This is a genomic window from Plantactinospora sp. WMMB334 (genome assembly GCF_049179095.1).
GTDB lineage: Bacteria > Actinomycetota > Actinomycetes > Mycobacteriales > Micromonosporaceae > Plantactinospora.
In genome coordinates, this window is sequence record NZ_JBMHME010000002.1 from 8,379,674 (window position 1) to 8,394,256 (window position 14,583).

At 72.3% G+C, this 14,583-nt stretch carries 17 protein-coding genes; 12 read left to right on the plus strand and 5 right to left on the minus strand.

Features of this window, described 5'->3' with window-relative positions; genetic code table 11:
• Positions 1–83: 83 nt before the first annotated feature.
• Genes ACN27G_RS36515 through ACN27G_RS36530 form a run of 4 tightly spaced genes read left to right on the plus strand, consistent with a single transcriptional unit; the run spans position 84 to position 2,386 of the window.
• Complete coding sequence (locus ACN27G_RS36515; protein WP_421497150.1) at positions 84–422, plus strand: PadR family transcriptional regulator; 339 nt, start codon at positions 84–86, stop codon at positions 420–422.
• A complete protein-coding gene (locus tag ACN27G_RS36520) occupies positions 415–786 on the plus strand; it encodes a DUF1048 domain-containing protein (protein ID WP_421497151.1) in 372 nt (123 codons plus the stop codon). The genes ACN27G_RS36515 and ACN27G_RS36520 overlap by 8 nt, the downstream gene beginning before the upstream one ends.
• On the plus strand, positions 783–1,613 hold the full coding sequence (locus ACN27G_RS36525) for an ABC transporter ATP-binding protein (protein ID WP_421497152.1): 831 nt from the start codon (positions 783–785) through the stop codon (positions 1,611–1,613). The genes ACN27G_RS36520 and ACN27G_RS36525 overlap by 4 nt, the downstream gene beginning before the upstream one ends.
• A gap of 11 nt (positions 1,614–1,624) precedes the next feature.
• Positions 1,625–2,386 carry an ABC transporter permease gene (locus ACN27G_RS36530; RefSeq protein ID WP_421497153.1) on the plus strand — a complete coding sequence of 254 codons (762 nt, stop codon included), beginning with the start codon at positions 1,625–1,627 and terminating at the stop codon, positions 2,384–2,386.
• A gap of 103 nt (positions 2,387–2,489) precedes the next feature.
• On the opposite strand, the gene rsgA is transcribed toward ACN27G_RS36530, so the two are convergent.
• Positions 2,490–3,641 (minus strand): ribosome small subunit-dependent GTPase A, encoded by a 1,152-nt coding sequence (gene rsgA, locus ACN27G_RS36535; protein ID WP_421497154.1) that lies wholly within the window; start codon positions 3,639–3,641, stop codon positions 2,490–2,492.
• A gap of 9 nt (positions 3,642–3,650) precedes the next feature.
• Positions 3,651–4,961: a 3-phosphoshikimate 1-carboxyvinyltransferase gene (gene aroA / locus ACN27G_RS36540; RefSeq protein ID WP_421497155.1), complete on the minus strand. Its 1,311-nt coding sequence runs from the start codon at positions 4,959–4,961 to the stop codon at positions 3,651–3,653.
• A 137-nt stretch (positions 4,962–5,098) separates the two neighbouring features.
• On the opposite strand from aroA, the gene ACN27G_RS36545 reads away from it, so the two are divergent.
• From ACN27G_RS36545 to rsrA, 5 genes are all read left to right on the plus strand, one after another.
• Positions 5,099–5,821, plus strand: coding sequence for an SOS response-associated peptidase (locus ACN27G_RS36545; RefSeq protein ID WP_421497156.1), 723 nt, complete (start codon positions 5,099–5,101; stop codon positions 5,819–5,821).
• A 200-nt stretch (positions 5,822–6,021) separates the two neighbouring features.
• Positions 6,022–6,426: a WhiB family transcriptional regulator gene (locus ACN27G_RS36550; RefSeq protein ID WP_421497157.1), complete on the plus strand. Its 405-nt coding sequence runs from the start codon at positions 6,022–6,024 to the stop codon at positions 6,424–6,426.
• A gap of 315 nt (positions 6,427–6,741) precedes the next feature.
• Positions 6,742–7,356, plus strand: a complete 615-nt coding sequence (locus tag ACN27G_RS36555) for an alpha/beta family hydrolase (protein WP_421497158.1) — start codon at positions 6,742–6,744, stop codon at positions 7,354–7,356.
• 259 nt (positions 7,357–7,615) lie between these two features.
• Positions 7,616–8,488 (plus strand): sigma-70 family RNA polymerase sigma factor, encoded by an 873-nt coding sequence (locus ACN27G_RS36560; protein ID WP_421497159.1) that lies wholly within the window; start codon positions 7,616–7,618, stop codon positions 8,486–8,488.
• Between the two features lie 4 nt (positions 8,489–8,492).
• Positions 8,493–8,777, plus strand: a complete 285-nt coding sequence (rsrA, locus tag ACN27G_RS36565; RefSeq protein ID WP_421497160.1) for a mycothiol system anti-sigma-R factor — start codon at positions 8,493–8,495, stop codon at positions 8,775–8,777.
• 276 nt (positions 8,778–9,053) lie between these two features.
• Here the strand turns inward: rsrA and ACN27G_RS36570 are convergent, their stop codons facing one another.
• On the minus strand, positions 9,054–9,128 hold the full coding sequence (locus tag ACN27G_RS36570; RefSeq protein ID WP_370657623.1) for a 50S ribosomal protein bL37: 75 nt from the start codon (positions 9,126–9,128) through the stop codon (positions 9,054–9,056).
• 240 nt (positions 9,129–9,368) lie between these two features.
• Here ACN27G_RS36570 and ACN27G_RS36575 point away from each other — a divergent pair, with 240 nt between their 5' ends.
• Together ACN27G_RS36575 and ACN27G_RS36580 are read left to right on the plus strand one after the other, a co-directional pair.
• Positions 9,369–9,584, plus strand: a complete 216-nt coding sequence (locus ACN27G_RS36575) for a biotin/lipoyl-binding carrier protein (protein ID WP_421497161.1) — start codon at positions 9,369–9,371, stop codon at positions 9,582–9,584.
• Positions 9,581–10,168, plus strand: coding sequence for a GNAT family N-acetyltransferase (locus ACN27G_RS36580; RefSeq protein ID WP_421497162.1), 588 nt, complete (start codon positions 9,581–9,583; stop codon positions 10,166–10,168). The genes ACN27G_RS36575 and ACN27G_RS36580 overlap by 4 nt, the downstream gene beginning before the upstream one ends.
• 4 nt (positions 10,169–10,172) lie before the next feature.
• Here the strand turns inward: ACN27G_RS36580 and ACN27G_RS36585 are convergent, their stop codons facing one another.
• Positions 10,173–10,787, minus strand: a complete 615-nt coding sequence (locus ACN27G_RS36585; RefSeq protein ID WP_421497163.1) for a TetR/AcrR family transcriptional regulator — start codon at positions 10,785–10,787, stop codon at positions 10,173–10,175.
• A 118-nt stretch (positions 10,788–10,905) separates the two neighbouring features.
• Between ACN27G_RS36585 and ACN27G_RS36590 the strand changes: the two genes are divergently transcribed.
• Positions 10,906–12,498 (plus strand): MDR family MFS transporter, encoded by a 1,593-nt coding sequence (locus ACN27G_RS36590; protein ID WP_421497164.1) that lies wholly within the window; start codon positions 10,906–10,908, stop codon positions 12,496–12,498.
• 114 nt (positions 12,499–12,612) lie between these two features.
• Here the strand turns inward: ACN27G_RS36590 and ACN27G_RS36595 are convergent, their stop codons facing one another.
• A complete protein-coding gene (locus tag ACN27G_RS36595; RefSeq protein WP_421497165.1) occupies positions 12,613–14,457 on the minus strand; it encodes a tetratricopeptide repeat protein in 1,845 nt (614 codons plus the stop codon).
• Positions 14,458–14,583: the final 126 nt, after the last annotated feature.

Genomic DNA, 14,583 nt, shown 5'->3' on the forward strand with positions numbered 1-14,583 from the left:
GCCAGGCGCCCTTGCGGCCTCGGTAGTCAGTGTTACTATTTACCAGTAGTCAGTATTGCTTAGTAGCAGTCGGGAGGTGATCCGTGGGCAGGCAGATGACCGAGATGCTCAAGGGCACGCTGGAGGGCATCGTCCTGGCGATCCTGGCCATGCGCCCCGCGTACGGCTACGAGATCACGGCGTGGCTGCGCGGCCAGGGCTTCGCCGACATCGCCGAGGGCACCGTGTACGCCCTGCTCGTCAGAATCGAGCAGAAGCGCCTCGTCGATGTGCAGAAGGTCCCGTCCGAAAAAGGGCCGCCGCGCAAGGTCTACACCATCAACGCTCAGGGACGCGAATACCTCGAAGAATTCTGGCGGACCTGGAGCTTCCTCGCAGAACGACTGGAACAACTCCACGAAGGAGCGGACAAGAATGTCTGACGCTGACAAGGGTGGGCTCATCGCCAGGGTGATCGGTCCCAAACGGCGCTGGTGGGAATACAAGGCGCGCGTGAAGAAACTGCCGCCGAAGTACCGCACGGCGGTCGAGGCGATCGAACGGTACCTGATGCACTTCGGGCCGGTGACCGCGGACAACGTGAACGCACTGTTCGAGGATGTCGCCGACCTCTTCGAGCGGGCCGCGGCGGACGGGACGCCGATCCGCGAGATCGTCGGGGACGACCCGGTGGAGTTCGTGGAGGCGTTGGTCCGCAACTACTCGAAGGGCGGATACGTCGACCGGGAGCGGGCGCGGCTGATTCACACGATCGACGACATCGAGCGAGAGGAGAAGAACCGGTGACGACCACGCACGTCCGAGGGCCCGCCATCCAGGTGCGGGGGCTGGAGAAGTCGTACAAGGAGCTGCGGGTGCTGCGCGGCGTGGATTTCGACGTGGCGGCGGGCAGCATCTTCGCGCTGCTCGGCTCCAACGGCGCCGGCAAGACCACGGTGGTGAAAATCCTGTGCACGCTGCTCAGGGCGGACGCGGGGACGGCCGGCGTCAACGGTTTCGACGTCGCCACGCAGGCGGGGAAGGTGCGGGAGTCCATCAGTCTCACCGGACAGTTCGCGGCCGTCGACGAGATCCTCACCGGGCGGGAGAACCTCGTCCTGGTCGCCCGGCTGCGGCACCTCAGGAATCCGGGCGCCGTCGCGGACGGACTGCTCGACCGCTTCTCGTTGGCCGATGCCGGGGCGCGGAGGGTGTCGACGTACTCGGGCGGCATGCGCCGCCGTCTCGACATCGCGATGAGCCTCATCGGGAATCCGCCGGTGATATTTCTCGACGAGCCGACCACCGGGCTCGACCCCCAGGCCCGCATCGAGGTCTGGCAGGCCGTCAAGGAGCTCGCCAGGCAGGGCACGACGGTGCTGCTCACGACGCAGTATCTGGACGAGGCCGAACAACTCGCCGACCGGATCGCGATCCTCCACGAGGGCCGGATCGTCGTCGACGGCACCCTCGCCGAAGTCAAGCAGATACTCCCGCCCGCCAAGGTCGAATACGTCGAGAAGCAGCCGACCCTCGAGGACGTCTTCTTCGCCATCGTCGGGGCCAAAGGCGGGAGCGGCGCCGACGGCGGGGGCGGCGTGGGCAAGGATCGCAACGTCGGCGCGGACAAGTGAGAGGAACGATGATGGCAAGGCATTTCGTCGGCGACAGCGCCGTTCTGCTGGGTCGATCCCTGACGCACGTCACCCGCAGCGTGGACACCATCATCACCACCGCGATCACGCCGATCGCCATGATGCTGCTCTTCGTCTACGTGCTCGGCGGCGCGATCGACACAGGGTCGGACTCATATGTGCAGTATCTGCTGCCCGGCATCCTCATCATCACGATCGCGTCGGGCATCGCCTACACCGCCTTCCGGCTCTTTCTCGACATGAAGAGCGGCATATTCGAACGCTTCCAGTCCATGCCGATCGCCCGGTCGTCCGTACTCTGGGCGCACGTGCTGACCTCGCTGGTGGCCAACCTCATCTCGCTGGTGGTCGTCGTGGGCGTCGCCCTCCTCATGGGCTTCCGCTCCGGAGCGGGAGTGCTCGCCTGGCTCGCGGTCGCCGGCATCCTGATCCTGTTGACCCTCGCCCTGACCTGGCTCGCCGTCATCCCCGGCCTCACCGCCAAGTCCGTGGACGGGGCGAGCGGCTTCTCCTACCCGCTCATCTTCCTGCCCTTCATCAGCTCGGCCTTCGTGCCCACCGACACCATGCCCGGCCCGGTGCGTGCCTTTGCCGAGCACCAGCCGGTGACAGCCATCGTCAACACGATCCGCAACCTGCTCACCGAGCAGCCCGTCGACACCGACATCTGGGTCGCCCTCGCCTGGTGCCTCGGCATCCTCGTCGTCACGTACGTCTTCGCCATGGCCATCTACCGGCGCAGGATCAGCTGATTCGGCTCACCACGGCGCGGCCTGTCCGGCGGGCATCGGGTCCCGCCGGGCACGCCGCGCCGACCGGTAGCGGCTTCGACCGGTAGCGGCTTCGGCAGAAGCCCTAGTCGGTCTCGCCGGCCCGGGAGGCGAGCAACCGGCGGTACGAGGCCAGCCGGCGCGGGTCGGCGTTGCCGGCCGCCACCCAGGCGTCCAGCGCGCAGTCCGCCTCGTCCGGGGTGTGCTCGCAGTTGGGCGGGCACTCGACGGTCCCCTCGACCAGGTCCGGAAAGCCGTGCAGGAGGCTTTCGGCCGAGACGTGCGCCAGCCCGAAACTGCGTACCCCGGGGGTGTCCACGATCCAGCCGGGATGCCTGCGCCGGCCGCCGCCGTCGAGCGCCGGCAGCCGGAGCGCGACAGCGCTGGTGGAGGTGTGCCGGCCCCGGCCGATCGCGCTGACCGTGCCGACCGCCCGCTCCGCCGCCGGGACCAACCGGTTCACCAGCGTCGACTTGCCCACCCCGGAGTGCCCGACCAGCACCGAGAGGCGCTCGGCGAGCAGCCCGCGCAGTTCGTCGAGGTCGGAGCCGGGCTCGACGAGCACGTGCGGCAGGTCCAGCTCCGCGTAGTAGCCGAGCACTCCCCCGGGCGGCGCCAGGTCCGCCTTGGTCAGGCAGAGCAGCGGCTCGATGTCCGCGTCGTACGCGGCCACCAGGCACCGGTCGATGAACCCGGTGCGCGGCGGCGGGTCGGCCAGCGAGCTGACGATCACCAGTTGGTCGGCATTCGCCACCACGACCCGCTCCAGCCGCCCCTCGGCGGTGGTCTCGTCGTCGTCGGCGGTACGCCGCAGCACCGAGGTGCGTTCGGCGATCCGGACGATCCGGGCCAGCGCCCCGGCGGCACCGGAGGTGTCGCCGACCAGGGCCACCCGGTCACCGACCACCACGGACTTGCGCCCCAACTCCCGGGCGCGCATCGCGGTGACCGTCCCGCTCCCGCTCCCGCTGCCGCCCTGCTCCCGGCTGCCGTCCCGCTCCCGGCTGCCGCCGGTGGTGGGAGCGTCCTCGATCACGCAGGTGTAGCGGCCCCGGTCGACGGCGATCACGAACCCGTCGACGGCGTCGGAGTGCCGGGGCCGGGTCCGGGTACGCGGGCGCGACGAGCGACCGGGCCTGACCCGTACGTCGTCCTCGTCGTACTCCCGCCGCCTGCCCGCCAGTTCCGCGCTCCCCGTCTCGTCGTCGGCCGGCGACGATCGGCGCGGGTGCGCCACCGGCCCCGGCTACCCGCGCCCGTCGCCGCCGGTCACCATCGTCGACCATAGTGCCGGGAACTCCGGCATGGTCTTGGAGGTACACGCGACGTCGTCCAATTCGATACCCGGCACGGCGAGCCCGATCACCGCCGCCGCGTGTGCCATCCGGTGGTCGGCGTAGGTCCGGAAGGTCGCGCCGCGCAGCGGCCGGGGGGTGATCTCCAGCCCGTCGGGGGTGTCGGTGACGTCGGCGCCGAGCCCGTTCAGCTCCCGGGCCAGCGCGGCGAGCCGGTCGGTCTCGTGGCCCCGGATGTGTGCCACGCCCCGCAGCCGGGACGGCGCGTCGGCCAGGGCGGCGAGCGCGGCCAGCACCGGGGTCAACTCGCTGACGTCGGAGAGGTCGGCGTCGAGCCCGTGCACCGCGCCGGTGCCGCGCACGGTCAGGCTATCGGTGCCCAGGGTCACCTCGGCACCCATTCGGGAGAGCAGCTCGCGCAGCGTGTCGACCGGTTGCAGGCTGCGATGCGGCCAGCCGTGCAGGGTGACCGCGCCGCCGGTGACCAGGGCAGCGGCAAAGAACGGGACCGCGCCGGAGAGATCCGGCTCGATCTCCCAGTCGCGTGCGGAGAGCCGTCCCGGCGCCACGGCCCAGACGTCCGGGGTGGCGTCGTCGACCGTGACACCGGCCGCCCGGAGCATCTGAACGGTCATCCGCAGGTGCGGCGCGGACGGGACCGGCGGGCCGTCGTGCCGGACCACGATCCCGTGGGTGAACCGGGCCGCGCCGAGGAGCAGTCCCGAGACGAACTGGCTGGACGCCGAGGCGTCGATGACCACCTCGCCGCCGCGCACCTCTCCGGCGCCCCGCACGGTGAGCGGCAGGCCGCCGGTCTCGGCGGCGTCGACGCGTACCCCGATGGAGCGCAGCGCGCCGACCAGCGGGCCGAGCGGGCGGAGCCGGGCGTGCGGGTCGCCGTCGACGGTGACCGGCCCGTCGGCGAGCCCGGCGATCGGCGGGAGGAACCGCATGACCGTGCCGGAGAGGCCGACGTCGACGTGGGCGGGGCCGTGCGGCGGCCGGGGCCGGACCAGCCACCGCTCGTCGTCCACGGTGGAGACATCGGTGCCCATCGCCCGCAGGCCGCCGGCCATCAGCTCGGTGTCCCGGGCGCGCAGCGGGTGCCGCAGTGTGGAGGGGCCGTCGGCGACCGCGCTGAGCACCAGCGCGCGGGCGGTCAGCGACTTGGAGCCGGGCAGCCGCACCGTCGAGGCGACCGGGTCGGTCGCGGTCGGCGCGGTCCAGGGCTCCAGCGGGCGGACCGCCGTCAGGTTCGGCACCGGTACATTCTGCCGCGCCGCCGGGTGCCCCCGCCCGGAGCCCCGCTCCCTCCCGCCTGGCGGGACGGCCGGCAGCGCGGCTGGCGGGGTGGCCGGCGGGACAGCTGGCGGGAGCGGGGCGCGCTAGCGTGGCGACCATGTGCGGCAGGTACGCGACCACCCGTAGCGCGGCCGATCTGAGCGCCCTGTTCGAGGCGTACGACGACACCGGTGGCCGGCTCGCCGCCGACTACAACGTGGCGCCGACCGATCCGGTCCCGATCGTGCGGATCTCCGCCGAGCTGGGCGGTTCGGTGCTCTCCGTCGCCCGTTGGGGCCTGCTGCCGCACTGGGCGAAGGACGCCAGGGGTGCCGCCCGCATGATCAACGCCAGGGCCGAGACGGTCGCCACGACCCGGGCGTACGCGCACTCCTTCGCCCGGCGTCGCTGCCTCGTCCCGGCCGACGGCTGGTACGAGTGGGTCCGCCGGGACGGCGGCAGGCAGGCGTACTTCATGACGCCGCGCGACGGCGCGGTGCTCGCCTTCGCCGGTCTCTGGTCGGTCTGGCGCGGCGCCGGCGACCCGCTGCTCACCTGCAGTGTCGTCACCACGGCGGCACTCGGCGAGCTGGCCCTGGTGCACGACCGCATGCCGCTGCTGCTGCCCCGGCGGCGCTGGTCCGACTGGCTCGACGGCGACGATGACCCGGCGGTGCTCCTCGCGCCGCCCGACGGGGAATCGCTGGCCGAGATCGAGATCCGGCCGGTCGGGAGAGGCGTGGGAGACGTCCGCAACGACGGGCCGGAACTGGTCGCCCGGGTGCCGGCCGCGCCGCTGCGGGCGTTACCAGAAGAGCCGATTGCGACGACGCTGTTCTGACTACGGAGCGGGGTATTTGCCTGCACCGATTTGCCACTGTTCGGGATAGATCGTCGTACCGACTTTTCCACACCTTTGCGGGGAGCCCTTGTCACGCATCGTGGTGGTGCGATAGAACACAGCGCCGGCAGTGGGTGTCGGCTCGCATGGGGCGGGCGGCACTCATCGATCTTTGTCGGTCCCACGGGGGAGGTGGGTGAATGACACGGGCGCGGATGCCACGCCCGCACGAGGTTGCCGCTGCACGACGAGACCCGAGGTTGCTTCGGGCCCTCAGTGAGCGGCGTCTGGACGATGCCTGGCGTACCCGGGGGGTGTGCCAGAGCGTGGATCCCGAGACGTTCTTCCCGGCGCCCAGCGAGCCGGCCGACTCGGCCGTCGCGCTGTGCCGGACCTGTGAGGTGCAGGGGCCCTGCCTTGCCTGGGCGCTCGAGGTGGGCGACTGCCACGGCGTATGGGGGGCAACTACGCCGCGTGAGCGCAGGGCCATGCTGGTCGCCTGGCGGGACCAGGTGGAGCACGACCCGGATGCGGTCGGCGACGCCGGACCACCGGTCCGCGACCGGTTGCTGACGCTCCTTCCGCTCAGTTCGAGCCGCCGCTGACCCGTCCACCGCCGCCCCGGGTGCGCGGGGTCGGGCGATGCGACGGGTCCGTGGTGTCGGGTGTCGTGGTGTCGGGTGCCGTGGTGTCGGGCGAAATGGTGCCGTGGCGCCGGGTGTCGTGCTGCCACGGCGCCGGGTGGGACGGCGCCACGGGCGCCGGGTGCCGTGCTGCCACGGGCGCCGGGTGCCGTGCTGCCACGGGCGCCGGGTGCCGTGCTGCCACGGGCGCCGGGTGCCGTGCTGCCACGGGCGCCGGGTGCCGTGCTGCCACGGGCGCTGGGTGGCACACCGTGCCGGTTGCCATACAGTGGCGCCGTGCGGCACGGCGACGAGATCGAGACCCCCCGCGGCCCGGCCCGGGTGGATCTCGACCTGCCGGGCACCGCACCGGCGACCCTGCTGGTGCTCGGGCACGGTGCGGGCGGCAGCGTGGACGCGCCGGACCTGGTCGCGCTCCGGGACGCGGCGGTCGGGGCCGGGGTGGCGGTGGCCCGGGTCACCCAGCCGTACCGGGTGGCCGGCAGGCGGGCGCCCGCGCCCGCCGCTCACCTCGACGAGGCCTGGGTGGCGGTCGTGGCGGAGCTGCGTGCCCGCTGCCGGTCGGCCTCCACCCTGGTCGTCGGCGGGCGCTCCAGCGGCGCCCGGGTCGCCTGCCGGACCGCCGGCACGCTGCGGGCCTCCGGTGTCGTCGCGCTCGCCTTTCCGCTGCATCCGCCCGGTCGGCCCGAGCGGTCCCGGGCGGCGGAGCTGCGTACCGGGCTGCCGACCCTGGTGGTGAACGGTGACCGTGATCCCTTCGGCGTGCCGCCCGGCGAGCCGGGGATCCGGGTCGAGGTGCGGCCGGGCGAACGTCACGACCTGCGCGTCGACCCGGCCGGGACCGCCGCCCTGGTGCTCCACTGGCTCCGCGAGCGGGGTTGGGCGGGCTGACCGGAGTCGCGGCGCCGGTCCGGCCGTTTCTGTCGTGCCGGCGTGATCGTTGCTACATCTGATGCCGGACACCGCACCCGGTCACCGATCGGGTGCGGGCCCGGTTTCATCCTCCCAGGCCCTTCCTGGTCCCAGCCGTGGGCGCTCCGAACGGAATCGGCCACGGCCGGGGCCAGGGATGGGCGGTGGCCGGAATGCCTGCCCGGGTACGGCGGTTACACCTCCCGGAAGCCAGTGAAGCCACGAGGGGGTTTGCCCGGTGTCGACCGAGACACGGAGCCTGCAACACGACCGCGGGGCGCGGTGGTCCGACCGGTGGCGGAACGGGCCGCCCTCGCGACCGTCCGGTGACCGGCCGGGCGCGGGTGCGGACCGGCCCGGCGTGGGCGGCGGCACCGCCCGAACCGAGTCGCAGGGGCGTGCTTTCCGCGTATCCTCGGCGGGACAGCCGAATAACGCTGCGGCGGTGGGGAAGAATATCGCCGCGCCGGTTCGGTACCGAGGCGAGGGAGACGGCCGGTTGACAGCGGAGAAGACGGACGAGCGCAGGGCCCGGTTCGAACGTGACGCGCTGCCCTTCGTCGACCAGTTGTACGCCGCCGGCCTGCGGATGACCCGTAACCCCGCCGACGCGGAGGATCTGGTCCAGGAGACCTTCCTCAAGGCGTTCGCCGCGTTCCACCAGTTCGAGGAGGGCACGAACCTCAAGGCGTGGCTCTACCGGATCCTGACCAACACCTACATCAACTCCTATCGTCGGCGGCAGCGGCAGCCGGTGCAGGCGCCCACCGAGGAGATCACCGACTGGCAGCTCGCCGAGGCCGAGTCGCACACCTCCAGCGGGCTGCGCTCGGCCGAGACCGAGGCGCTGGACCGCCTGCCGGACAGCGACGTGAAAGAGGCGTTGCAGCAGCTCCCGGAGGAGTTCCGGCTCGCCGTCTATCTCACCGACGTCGAGGGGTTTTCCTACAAGGAGGTCGCCGACATCATGGGAACGCCGATCGGCACCGTGATGTCCCGGTTGCACCGTGGCCGGCGGAACCTACGCAAGCTGCTTGAGCGTTACGCTGCCGAGCGGGGCTTCTCGTCCGCCCCGTCGAGCAGGTCCGCCGCGGCCGGCCGGGAGGTGTGAGCGAATGAGTTGCGGTGACCCGCACGAGACGGACTGCCGTGAGGTGCTCACGGAGGTCTACCTCTACCTCGACCTGGAGTGCGCGGACGAGCGGCGCAACCTCATCCGGAACCACCTCGACGAGTGCTCGCCCTGCCTGCGCGAGTACGGCATCGAGCAGGAGGTGAAGGCGCTGGTGGCCCGCTACTGCGGCAACGAGACCGCGCCCGCCGAACTCCGCGAGCGGCTGCGCGTCCGCCTTGCCGAACTGGTCTTCGAGACCGAGTCCCGGGAATATCTGCCCGACTGAGCACGAGAATCCGCCGGACCGGGCCGCGGTTCGGCGGATCGCCGGGCTGGCCGGCCGGGCCGCGGTTCGCCCGGCTGGTTCGTGCGGACCGGGCTGGTTCGTGCGGACCGGGCTGGTTCGTGCGGACCGGGCTGGTTCGTGCGGACCGGGCTGGTTCGTGCGGATCTGGTTCGTGCGGTTCGCCGGGCGGGCCGGGCGTCGCCCGCGTTCACCGCGATCGTCGACGGATCCCGTGCCCGGCCCGGCCGCCCCCGGCTCGGCGCGGCGTGCCCGCGCTCAGGAGTTGGGGCGCTTGCCGTGGTTGGCGGAGCTCTTCTTCCGCGCCTTCTTCTTCCGCGACTTCTTGGCCATGCTGTCCTCCGTCTGTTTCCCGGGGCGGGGCGGCGACCGTAGCCCCGACCGCCGCCGTCGACCGCCCGCGTTCTGCTCGCGACGGGCAATCCTCCCACGACCGGCACGCCCCACCGGTGGCGGTCCACCCGGGCGCGTCCGGGCGGGCGATGGTGCGGGCTCCACGCGTGTCCGTACGCCGGCGGCTGCCGCGTGATTGGATACCGTTCGCAGGGCAACGGCGACGACGAGGGGGAACCCATGGCCGAGGAGATCCGCGCCGAGATGGTGGCGAACGTCTGGAAGGTCGTCGCGGCCTCCGGGGACTCGGTGTCCGAAGGCGACACGCTGGTGATTCTCGAGTCCATGAAGATGGAGATTCCCGTCGTGGCCGAGTCGGACGGGGTGATCCGCGAACTCGCCGTCAACGAGGGTGACGTGGTGCAGGACGGCGACCTGATCGCCGTCATCGAATGACCGGCTGGTCGCGGCGGTCGGGGCGGACGACCGGGCTGGTGGTCCGGGCCGCCGAACCGGCCGACTTCGGCGCGGTCGCCCGGCTCACCGTGGCCGCGTACCGGGCGGACGGGCAGCTCGACGGCGAGCACGGGTACGAGCAGGTCCTGGCCGACGTGCCGGGCCGGGCCGGCGCCGGTGAGCTGCTGGTCGCCGCCGACGGGGCGACCGGGGAGCTGCTCGGTGCCGTGCTCTTCGTCCTGCCCGGCACCCCGTACGCCGAGCTGTCCGGACCGGGCGAGGCGGAGTTCCGGATGCTGGCGGTGGACCCCCGGGCACAGGGTCGCGGTGCCGGCAGGGCGCTGGTCCAGGCCTGCCTGGACCGGGCGCGGGCGCTCGGCTGTGCCCGGGTGGTCATCTGCGCCCGCAGCTTCTCGACGCCGGCGCACCGGCTCTACGCGGGTTTCGGCTTCGTCCGTACGCCGGATCGCGACTGGTCACCGATGCCCGGCGTCGACCTGATCGCCCTGCGCCTCGACCTGGCCCCCGTGCTGCCCTGGCCGGCCCCGGCCGATCCCACGGCCGGAGCGGTCGGCCGGTCCTGAACCCTCAGGCCCGCCCGGGATGCTCCCCGGATGCGGGCCGCCCGGACCGGCCGGCAGGCTTCTCTCCGAGCCGGTCGAGCAGCTCGTTGGCGATCTCCAACGCGAGATCCTGCCGCTCGGCCGCGCTGACGTCGCCGCGCAGCACGAACATACTTCCGTGCACGGAGAAGAGCGCCAGCATCGCCCGGAGCTGTCCGGCCGGCGACGGGTCGGCCCGGGAGAGCAGCTCGGCGATGCGGAGCATCCGGTCCCGCATCATCTGCCCGGAGGCGAGGTGCTTGACCACCGTGCGGTTCTGCTCGAAGAACTGCATCACGTTGCGCCCGTCGTCGCAGAAGAACTCCTGCGAGTAGCGGTGGAGCGTCGCGCGGCGCCCGGCGGCGTCGGCCGGCTGCTCCGCGGCCCACTCGATCAGCCGGTCCAGCCGGTCCAGCCGGTCGGAGACGAAGCTGTCGACGATGTCGTCCTTGCTCTTGAAGTGGTAGTAGAGCGCGGCCTTGGTGACGCCGAGCCGCTCCGCGATCTCCCGGAGCGAGGTCTTCTCGTAGCCCTGCTCGGTGAAGAGCTCCAGTGCTACGGCCTGGATCCGGGACCGAGTGTCGCCTGTGCCGCCGGTCACCGGACCACCTCTCGTAATCGCTTGACGGTTTACTGGCACCTAACTTACCGTCCGGCAAGTAGAATCACTAGCCGGTCGGCAAGTAAGCGAGTCCACGACTCGGGGGGAGAGCCTAATCATGACGACGGTGGCGGCACAGGCACCGGCGCGACCCGTCAATATCCGGGTCGTGCTCGGTGGCCTGATGATCGCGATGATGCTCGCGATGCTGGACAACATGATCGTCAGCACCGCGCTGCCCAGGATCGTGGGCGAGTTCGGCGGGCTGAACCACTTCACCTGGGTGGTCACCGCGTACGTGCTCGGCTCGACGGTCTCCACACCGATCTGGGGCAAGCTCGGCGACCTGTACGGCCGGAAGACCGTCTTCCTCAGCTCCATCGTCCTCTTCCTGCTCGGGTCGGCGCTCTGCGGGATGGCCGGTCTGGAACTGCTCGGCGGGCCCGGCGACGGGATGATGGAGCTGATCGCCTTCCGTGCCGTGCAGGGCCTCGGTGCGGGCGGCCTGATGGTCGGCGTGATGGCGATCATCGGTGACCTGGTCCCGCCCCGGGAGCGGGGGCGCTACCAGGGCATGATCGCCGGCATCATGGCCATCGCCATGGTGGCCGGACCGCTGGTCGGAGGCTTCATCACCGACAACCTCTCCTGGCGCTGGGCGTTCTACGTCAACCTGCCGCTCGGCGGTGTGGCGCTGCTCCTGCTGGCCACCCGGATGCATCTGCCGAAGTACCGCACCGAGCACCGGATCGACTGGTTCGGCGCGGCGCTGCTCTCGGTCGGAATCACCGCGATCGTGCTGGTCACCACGTGGGGCGGCAACGAGTACGACTGGGTCTCCGGCCAGATCCTCGGCCTGGCAGCCGTCGCCGTGGTCTCACTGGTCGCCTTCGCCCTCGTCGAGCGGCGGGTGCCGGAGCCGATCCTGCCGCTGAGCCTCTTCGCCAACCGCAACTTCGCGGTGATCTCGGTGGTCGGCTTCCTGCTCGGCTTCGCGATGTTCGGCTCGATGAACTTCCTGCCGCTCTACCAGCAGACCGTGCAGGGCGCATCGGCGACCAACAGTGGGCTACTGCTGCTGCCGCTGATGTTCGGCATGCTTGTCGTGTCGATCGTGGTCGGCCGGGCGATCACCAGGACCGGCCGGTACCGGATCTACCCCATCGTCGGCGGGATCGCGATGACCACCGGGATGGCGCTGCTGACCATGCTCGGGGTCGGCACCAGCAAGCTGGAGTCCTCGGCCTACATGATCGTGCTCGGCGTCGGCATGGGCTTCCTGATGCAGACCTCGATGCTGATCGCGCAGAACAGCGTCGAACAGAAGGACCTCGGCGCGGCGAGCGGCGCCGCCACCTTCTTCCGGTCGATCGGCGGCTCGTTCGGGATCTCGCTCTTCGGCGCGGTCTTCGCCAACCGGCTCGCGGATTCGCCCGTCGGAGCGATGCTCGGCGGTGCCGGCGAGGGTGCCGGGGTGGACCCGGTGGCGCTACGCGGGCTGCCGGCGGAACAGCAGCACGTGGTGCTCGGCACCCTGGCCGACGCGATCAGCGCCGTCTTCGTCTGGGCGGTGCCGTTCGCCCTGGTCGTCGCGGTGCTGGCCTGGTTCGTGAAGGAGATCCCGTTGCGGGGCGGTCCCGTCACGGAGGCACCGGCCGGCAGCCCCGAGGAGCAGGCGGAGACCGCTCTGGCGACCCCGCCCGTCCGCTGACCCGGCAGACCCCGCATCGGCGCGGCGCCGGCGTGCTGCCGGGCCGCGCCGATGCGTTGCTGGAGTCACGCCGGTGCGTTTCCCGGAGGCGCGCCGGTGCGGTGCGGGACGCGGTCAGCCGTGGCGGGTGAGCCGGCGCCACATCCGGTCGAACAGCCGGCCGAACCGGCGCTGCCTGGGCGCCACCGCGCGGGCGTTGTCCCGGCTGAGCAGCAGCCGGGCGGTGTCGAGCGCGGCCGGCGGAGCGTCCGGGGTGGCCAGCACCAGATGGGCCAGTGAGGTGAGCACGGTGACCGGCCGGCGCTGGGCCACCTCGACCGCGTCGGCCAGCCGCTCGGCACCTTCCCGGGCGACCTCGGCACGCACCGACGGGTCCATCCAGGCGGCGGTGACCAGGGCGAAGAGCGCCGCCTCGGTGACCCAGTCCTCGACGCCCCAGAGCAGGTCGAGGAGGACCCGGCGCCGGGTCGAGTCGGCCCACGGCTCGTCTGTGCGGTGGTGCAGCAGCCCGAGACAGACCCAGACCTGGACGCTGCGCACCCAGAGCGTCGGGTCGTGCCGGCTCAGGGTCCGGCCGAGCTCGGTCGGCGGTGGAGCCGGCGGATGGGCCAGCAGGCCGAGCAGGTCGTCGAGTTCGAGCGTGGCGAGCCCGACCGCCGCGTCGTAGGCGGCCGGCGGGTGCGGCCAGGCGGGGTGGGCCAACTGCTGGATCCGGCGTACGGCCGGCTCGGAGGGTGCGGGCGTGGCAGGCGTGACGCTGTCACCGGTGTACTGCCAGAGCCGGTGCCCGACCGGCCGGCGCGGCTCGCGCGGATCCGGCGCCGGAGTGGTGTCGGCCGCGACGGTCAGCTTCGGGGCCGTGTCGTGCAGCGCGCGCATCGCGCTCGGCGGCTCCGGGCCGCGCAGCCAGAGCCGGGTGCCGTCGGCCGGCTCGCCGGTGGCCAGCCGCTGGCGCAGCGCCATCGCCACCGTCTCGGTTGCGGGCGGCACCCGCCCCAGCCACGGCTGGCTCTGGCAGCACTCGGCGAGGTCGCTGTGCTCGTGCGAGTCGTCGGGATGCTCCCGTGCGAAGTCGGCCAGCGCCACGAGGTGGGCGAGAGAGCCGTCCCGGCGGTAGCGCAGCCGGTGACCGGTGTGCACGGCGCAGTCGAAGGACGGGTCCCGGGCGAGCGCCCGGTCGATCCAGTCCAGCGCCTCGTCGAGTTGGCCGTGGTCGGCGAGGGTGCCGGCGATGTCGGCGTACACCGAGAGGTCGTCCGGGTCGTGGTCGACGGCCCGGCGCAGCGCGGCGAGCGCCTCCCGGGTGCGCCCGGCGCTGCGGTAGGCGTAGCCGAGCCACACCTCGGAGAGCTTCGACGGCAGCTCCCGGGCCCCCTGGCCGGCCCACTCGACGGCCTGGCCGACTGCGCCGACCCGCCGGGCCAGCGCGGAGGCCGCGCCGAGCAGCAGGCCGTGCCGGGGATGCGCCGCCACCGCGTGCCGGGCCAGCCGCAGGTAGGGCCAGAGCGGTTCGCGGTCGGGCTCCGGCACCGGGTCGGGGATGCCGGCGCAGACCTGCATCAGGACCCGGGCGAGCCGGTCCGGATCGAGACTGCCGGGCAGCTCGGGGGCGCTGACCCAGGGCACGCCGGCCCAGTCGGCCGAGGGCACGTGGCCGGTGGCGGCGGCGAGCAGCTCCAGCCCGTCGCCGGGCCGGCCGGCGGCGGCGAGCAGGTGGGCGCGGGCCACCACGGTGCCGATGAACGGGTGCTGGTCGAGGGGAAAGAGCTCGACACCGCCGCCGGAGCGGGCGGCCAACTGGGCGAGCGCCTCGTGCACCTCGGGCATGGTCGGGGCGTAGGCGATGGCCCCGGCCAGGTGCCCGGCGGCGTGCTCGAGATCGCCCTCGTCCAGCGCCAGCCGGGCCAGCGCGAGTTCCCCCTCGGCCGAGAGCCGGGGGTCGTCCGTTCCCTCGGGCACCGGGTCGACCCTTCGCGTACGTGGAAATTCCCCTGGGTTGGGGAGCCTAGGGCATGGGGAGGCGAGGTGGTGATCTACTGCTCAAAACTGATCGTTAGATTGCTCGGAGACGTTAAATCGTGCAAG

Coding starts and splice junctions, on each gene's coding strand:
- ACN27G_RS36520 (WP_421497151.1), top strand. CDS start 415: ATGTCTGACGCTGACAAGGGTGGGCTCATCGCCAGGGTGATCGGTCCC.
- ACN27G_RS36530 (WP_421497153.1), top strand. CDS start 1,625: ATGGCAAGGCATTTCGTCGGCGACAGCGCCGTTCTGCTGGGTCGATCC.
- ACN27G_RS36545 (WP_421497156.1), top strand. CDS start 5,099: ATGTGCGGCAGGTACGCGACCACCCGTAGCGCGGCCGATCTGAGCGCC.
- ACN27G_RS36550 (WP_421497157.1), top strand. CDS start 6,022: ATGACACGGGCGCGGATGCCACGCCCGCACGAGGTTGCCGCTGCACGA.
- rsrA (WP_421497160.1), top strand. CDS start 8,493: ATGAGTTGCGGTGACCCGCACGAGACGGACTGCCGTGAGGTGCTCACG.
- ACN27G_RS36575 (WP_421497161.1), top strand. CDS start 9,369: ATGGCCGAGGAGATCCGCGCCGAGATGGTGGCGAACGTCTGGAAGGTC.
- ACN27G_RS36580 (WP_421497162.1), top strand. CDS start 9,581: ATGACCGGCTGGTCGCGGCGGTCGGGGCGGACGACCGGGCTGGTGGTC.
- ACN27G_RS36590 (WP_421497164.1), top strand. CDS start 10,906: ATGACGACGGTGGCGGCACAGGCACCGGCGCGACCCGTCAATATCCGG.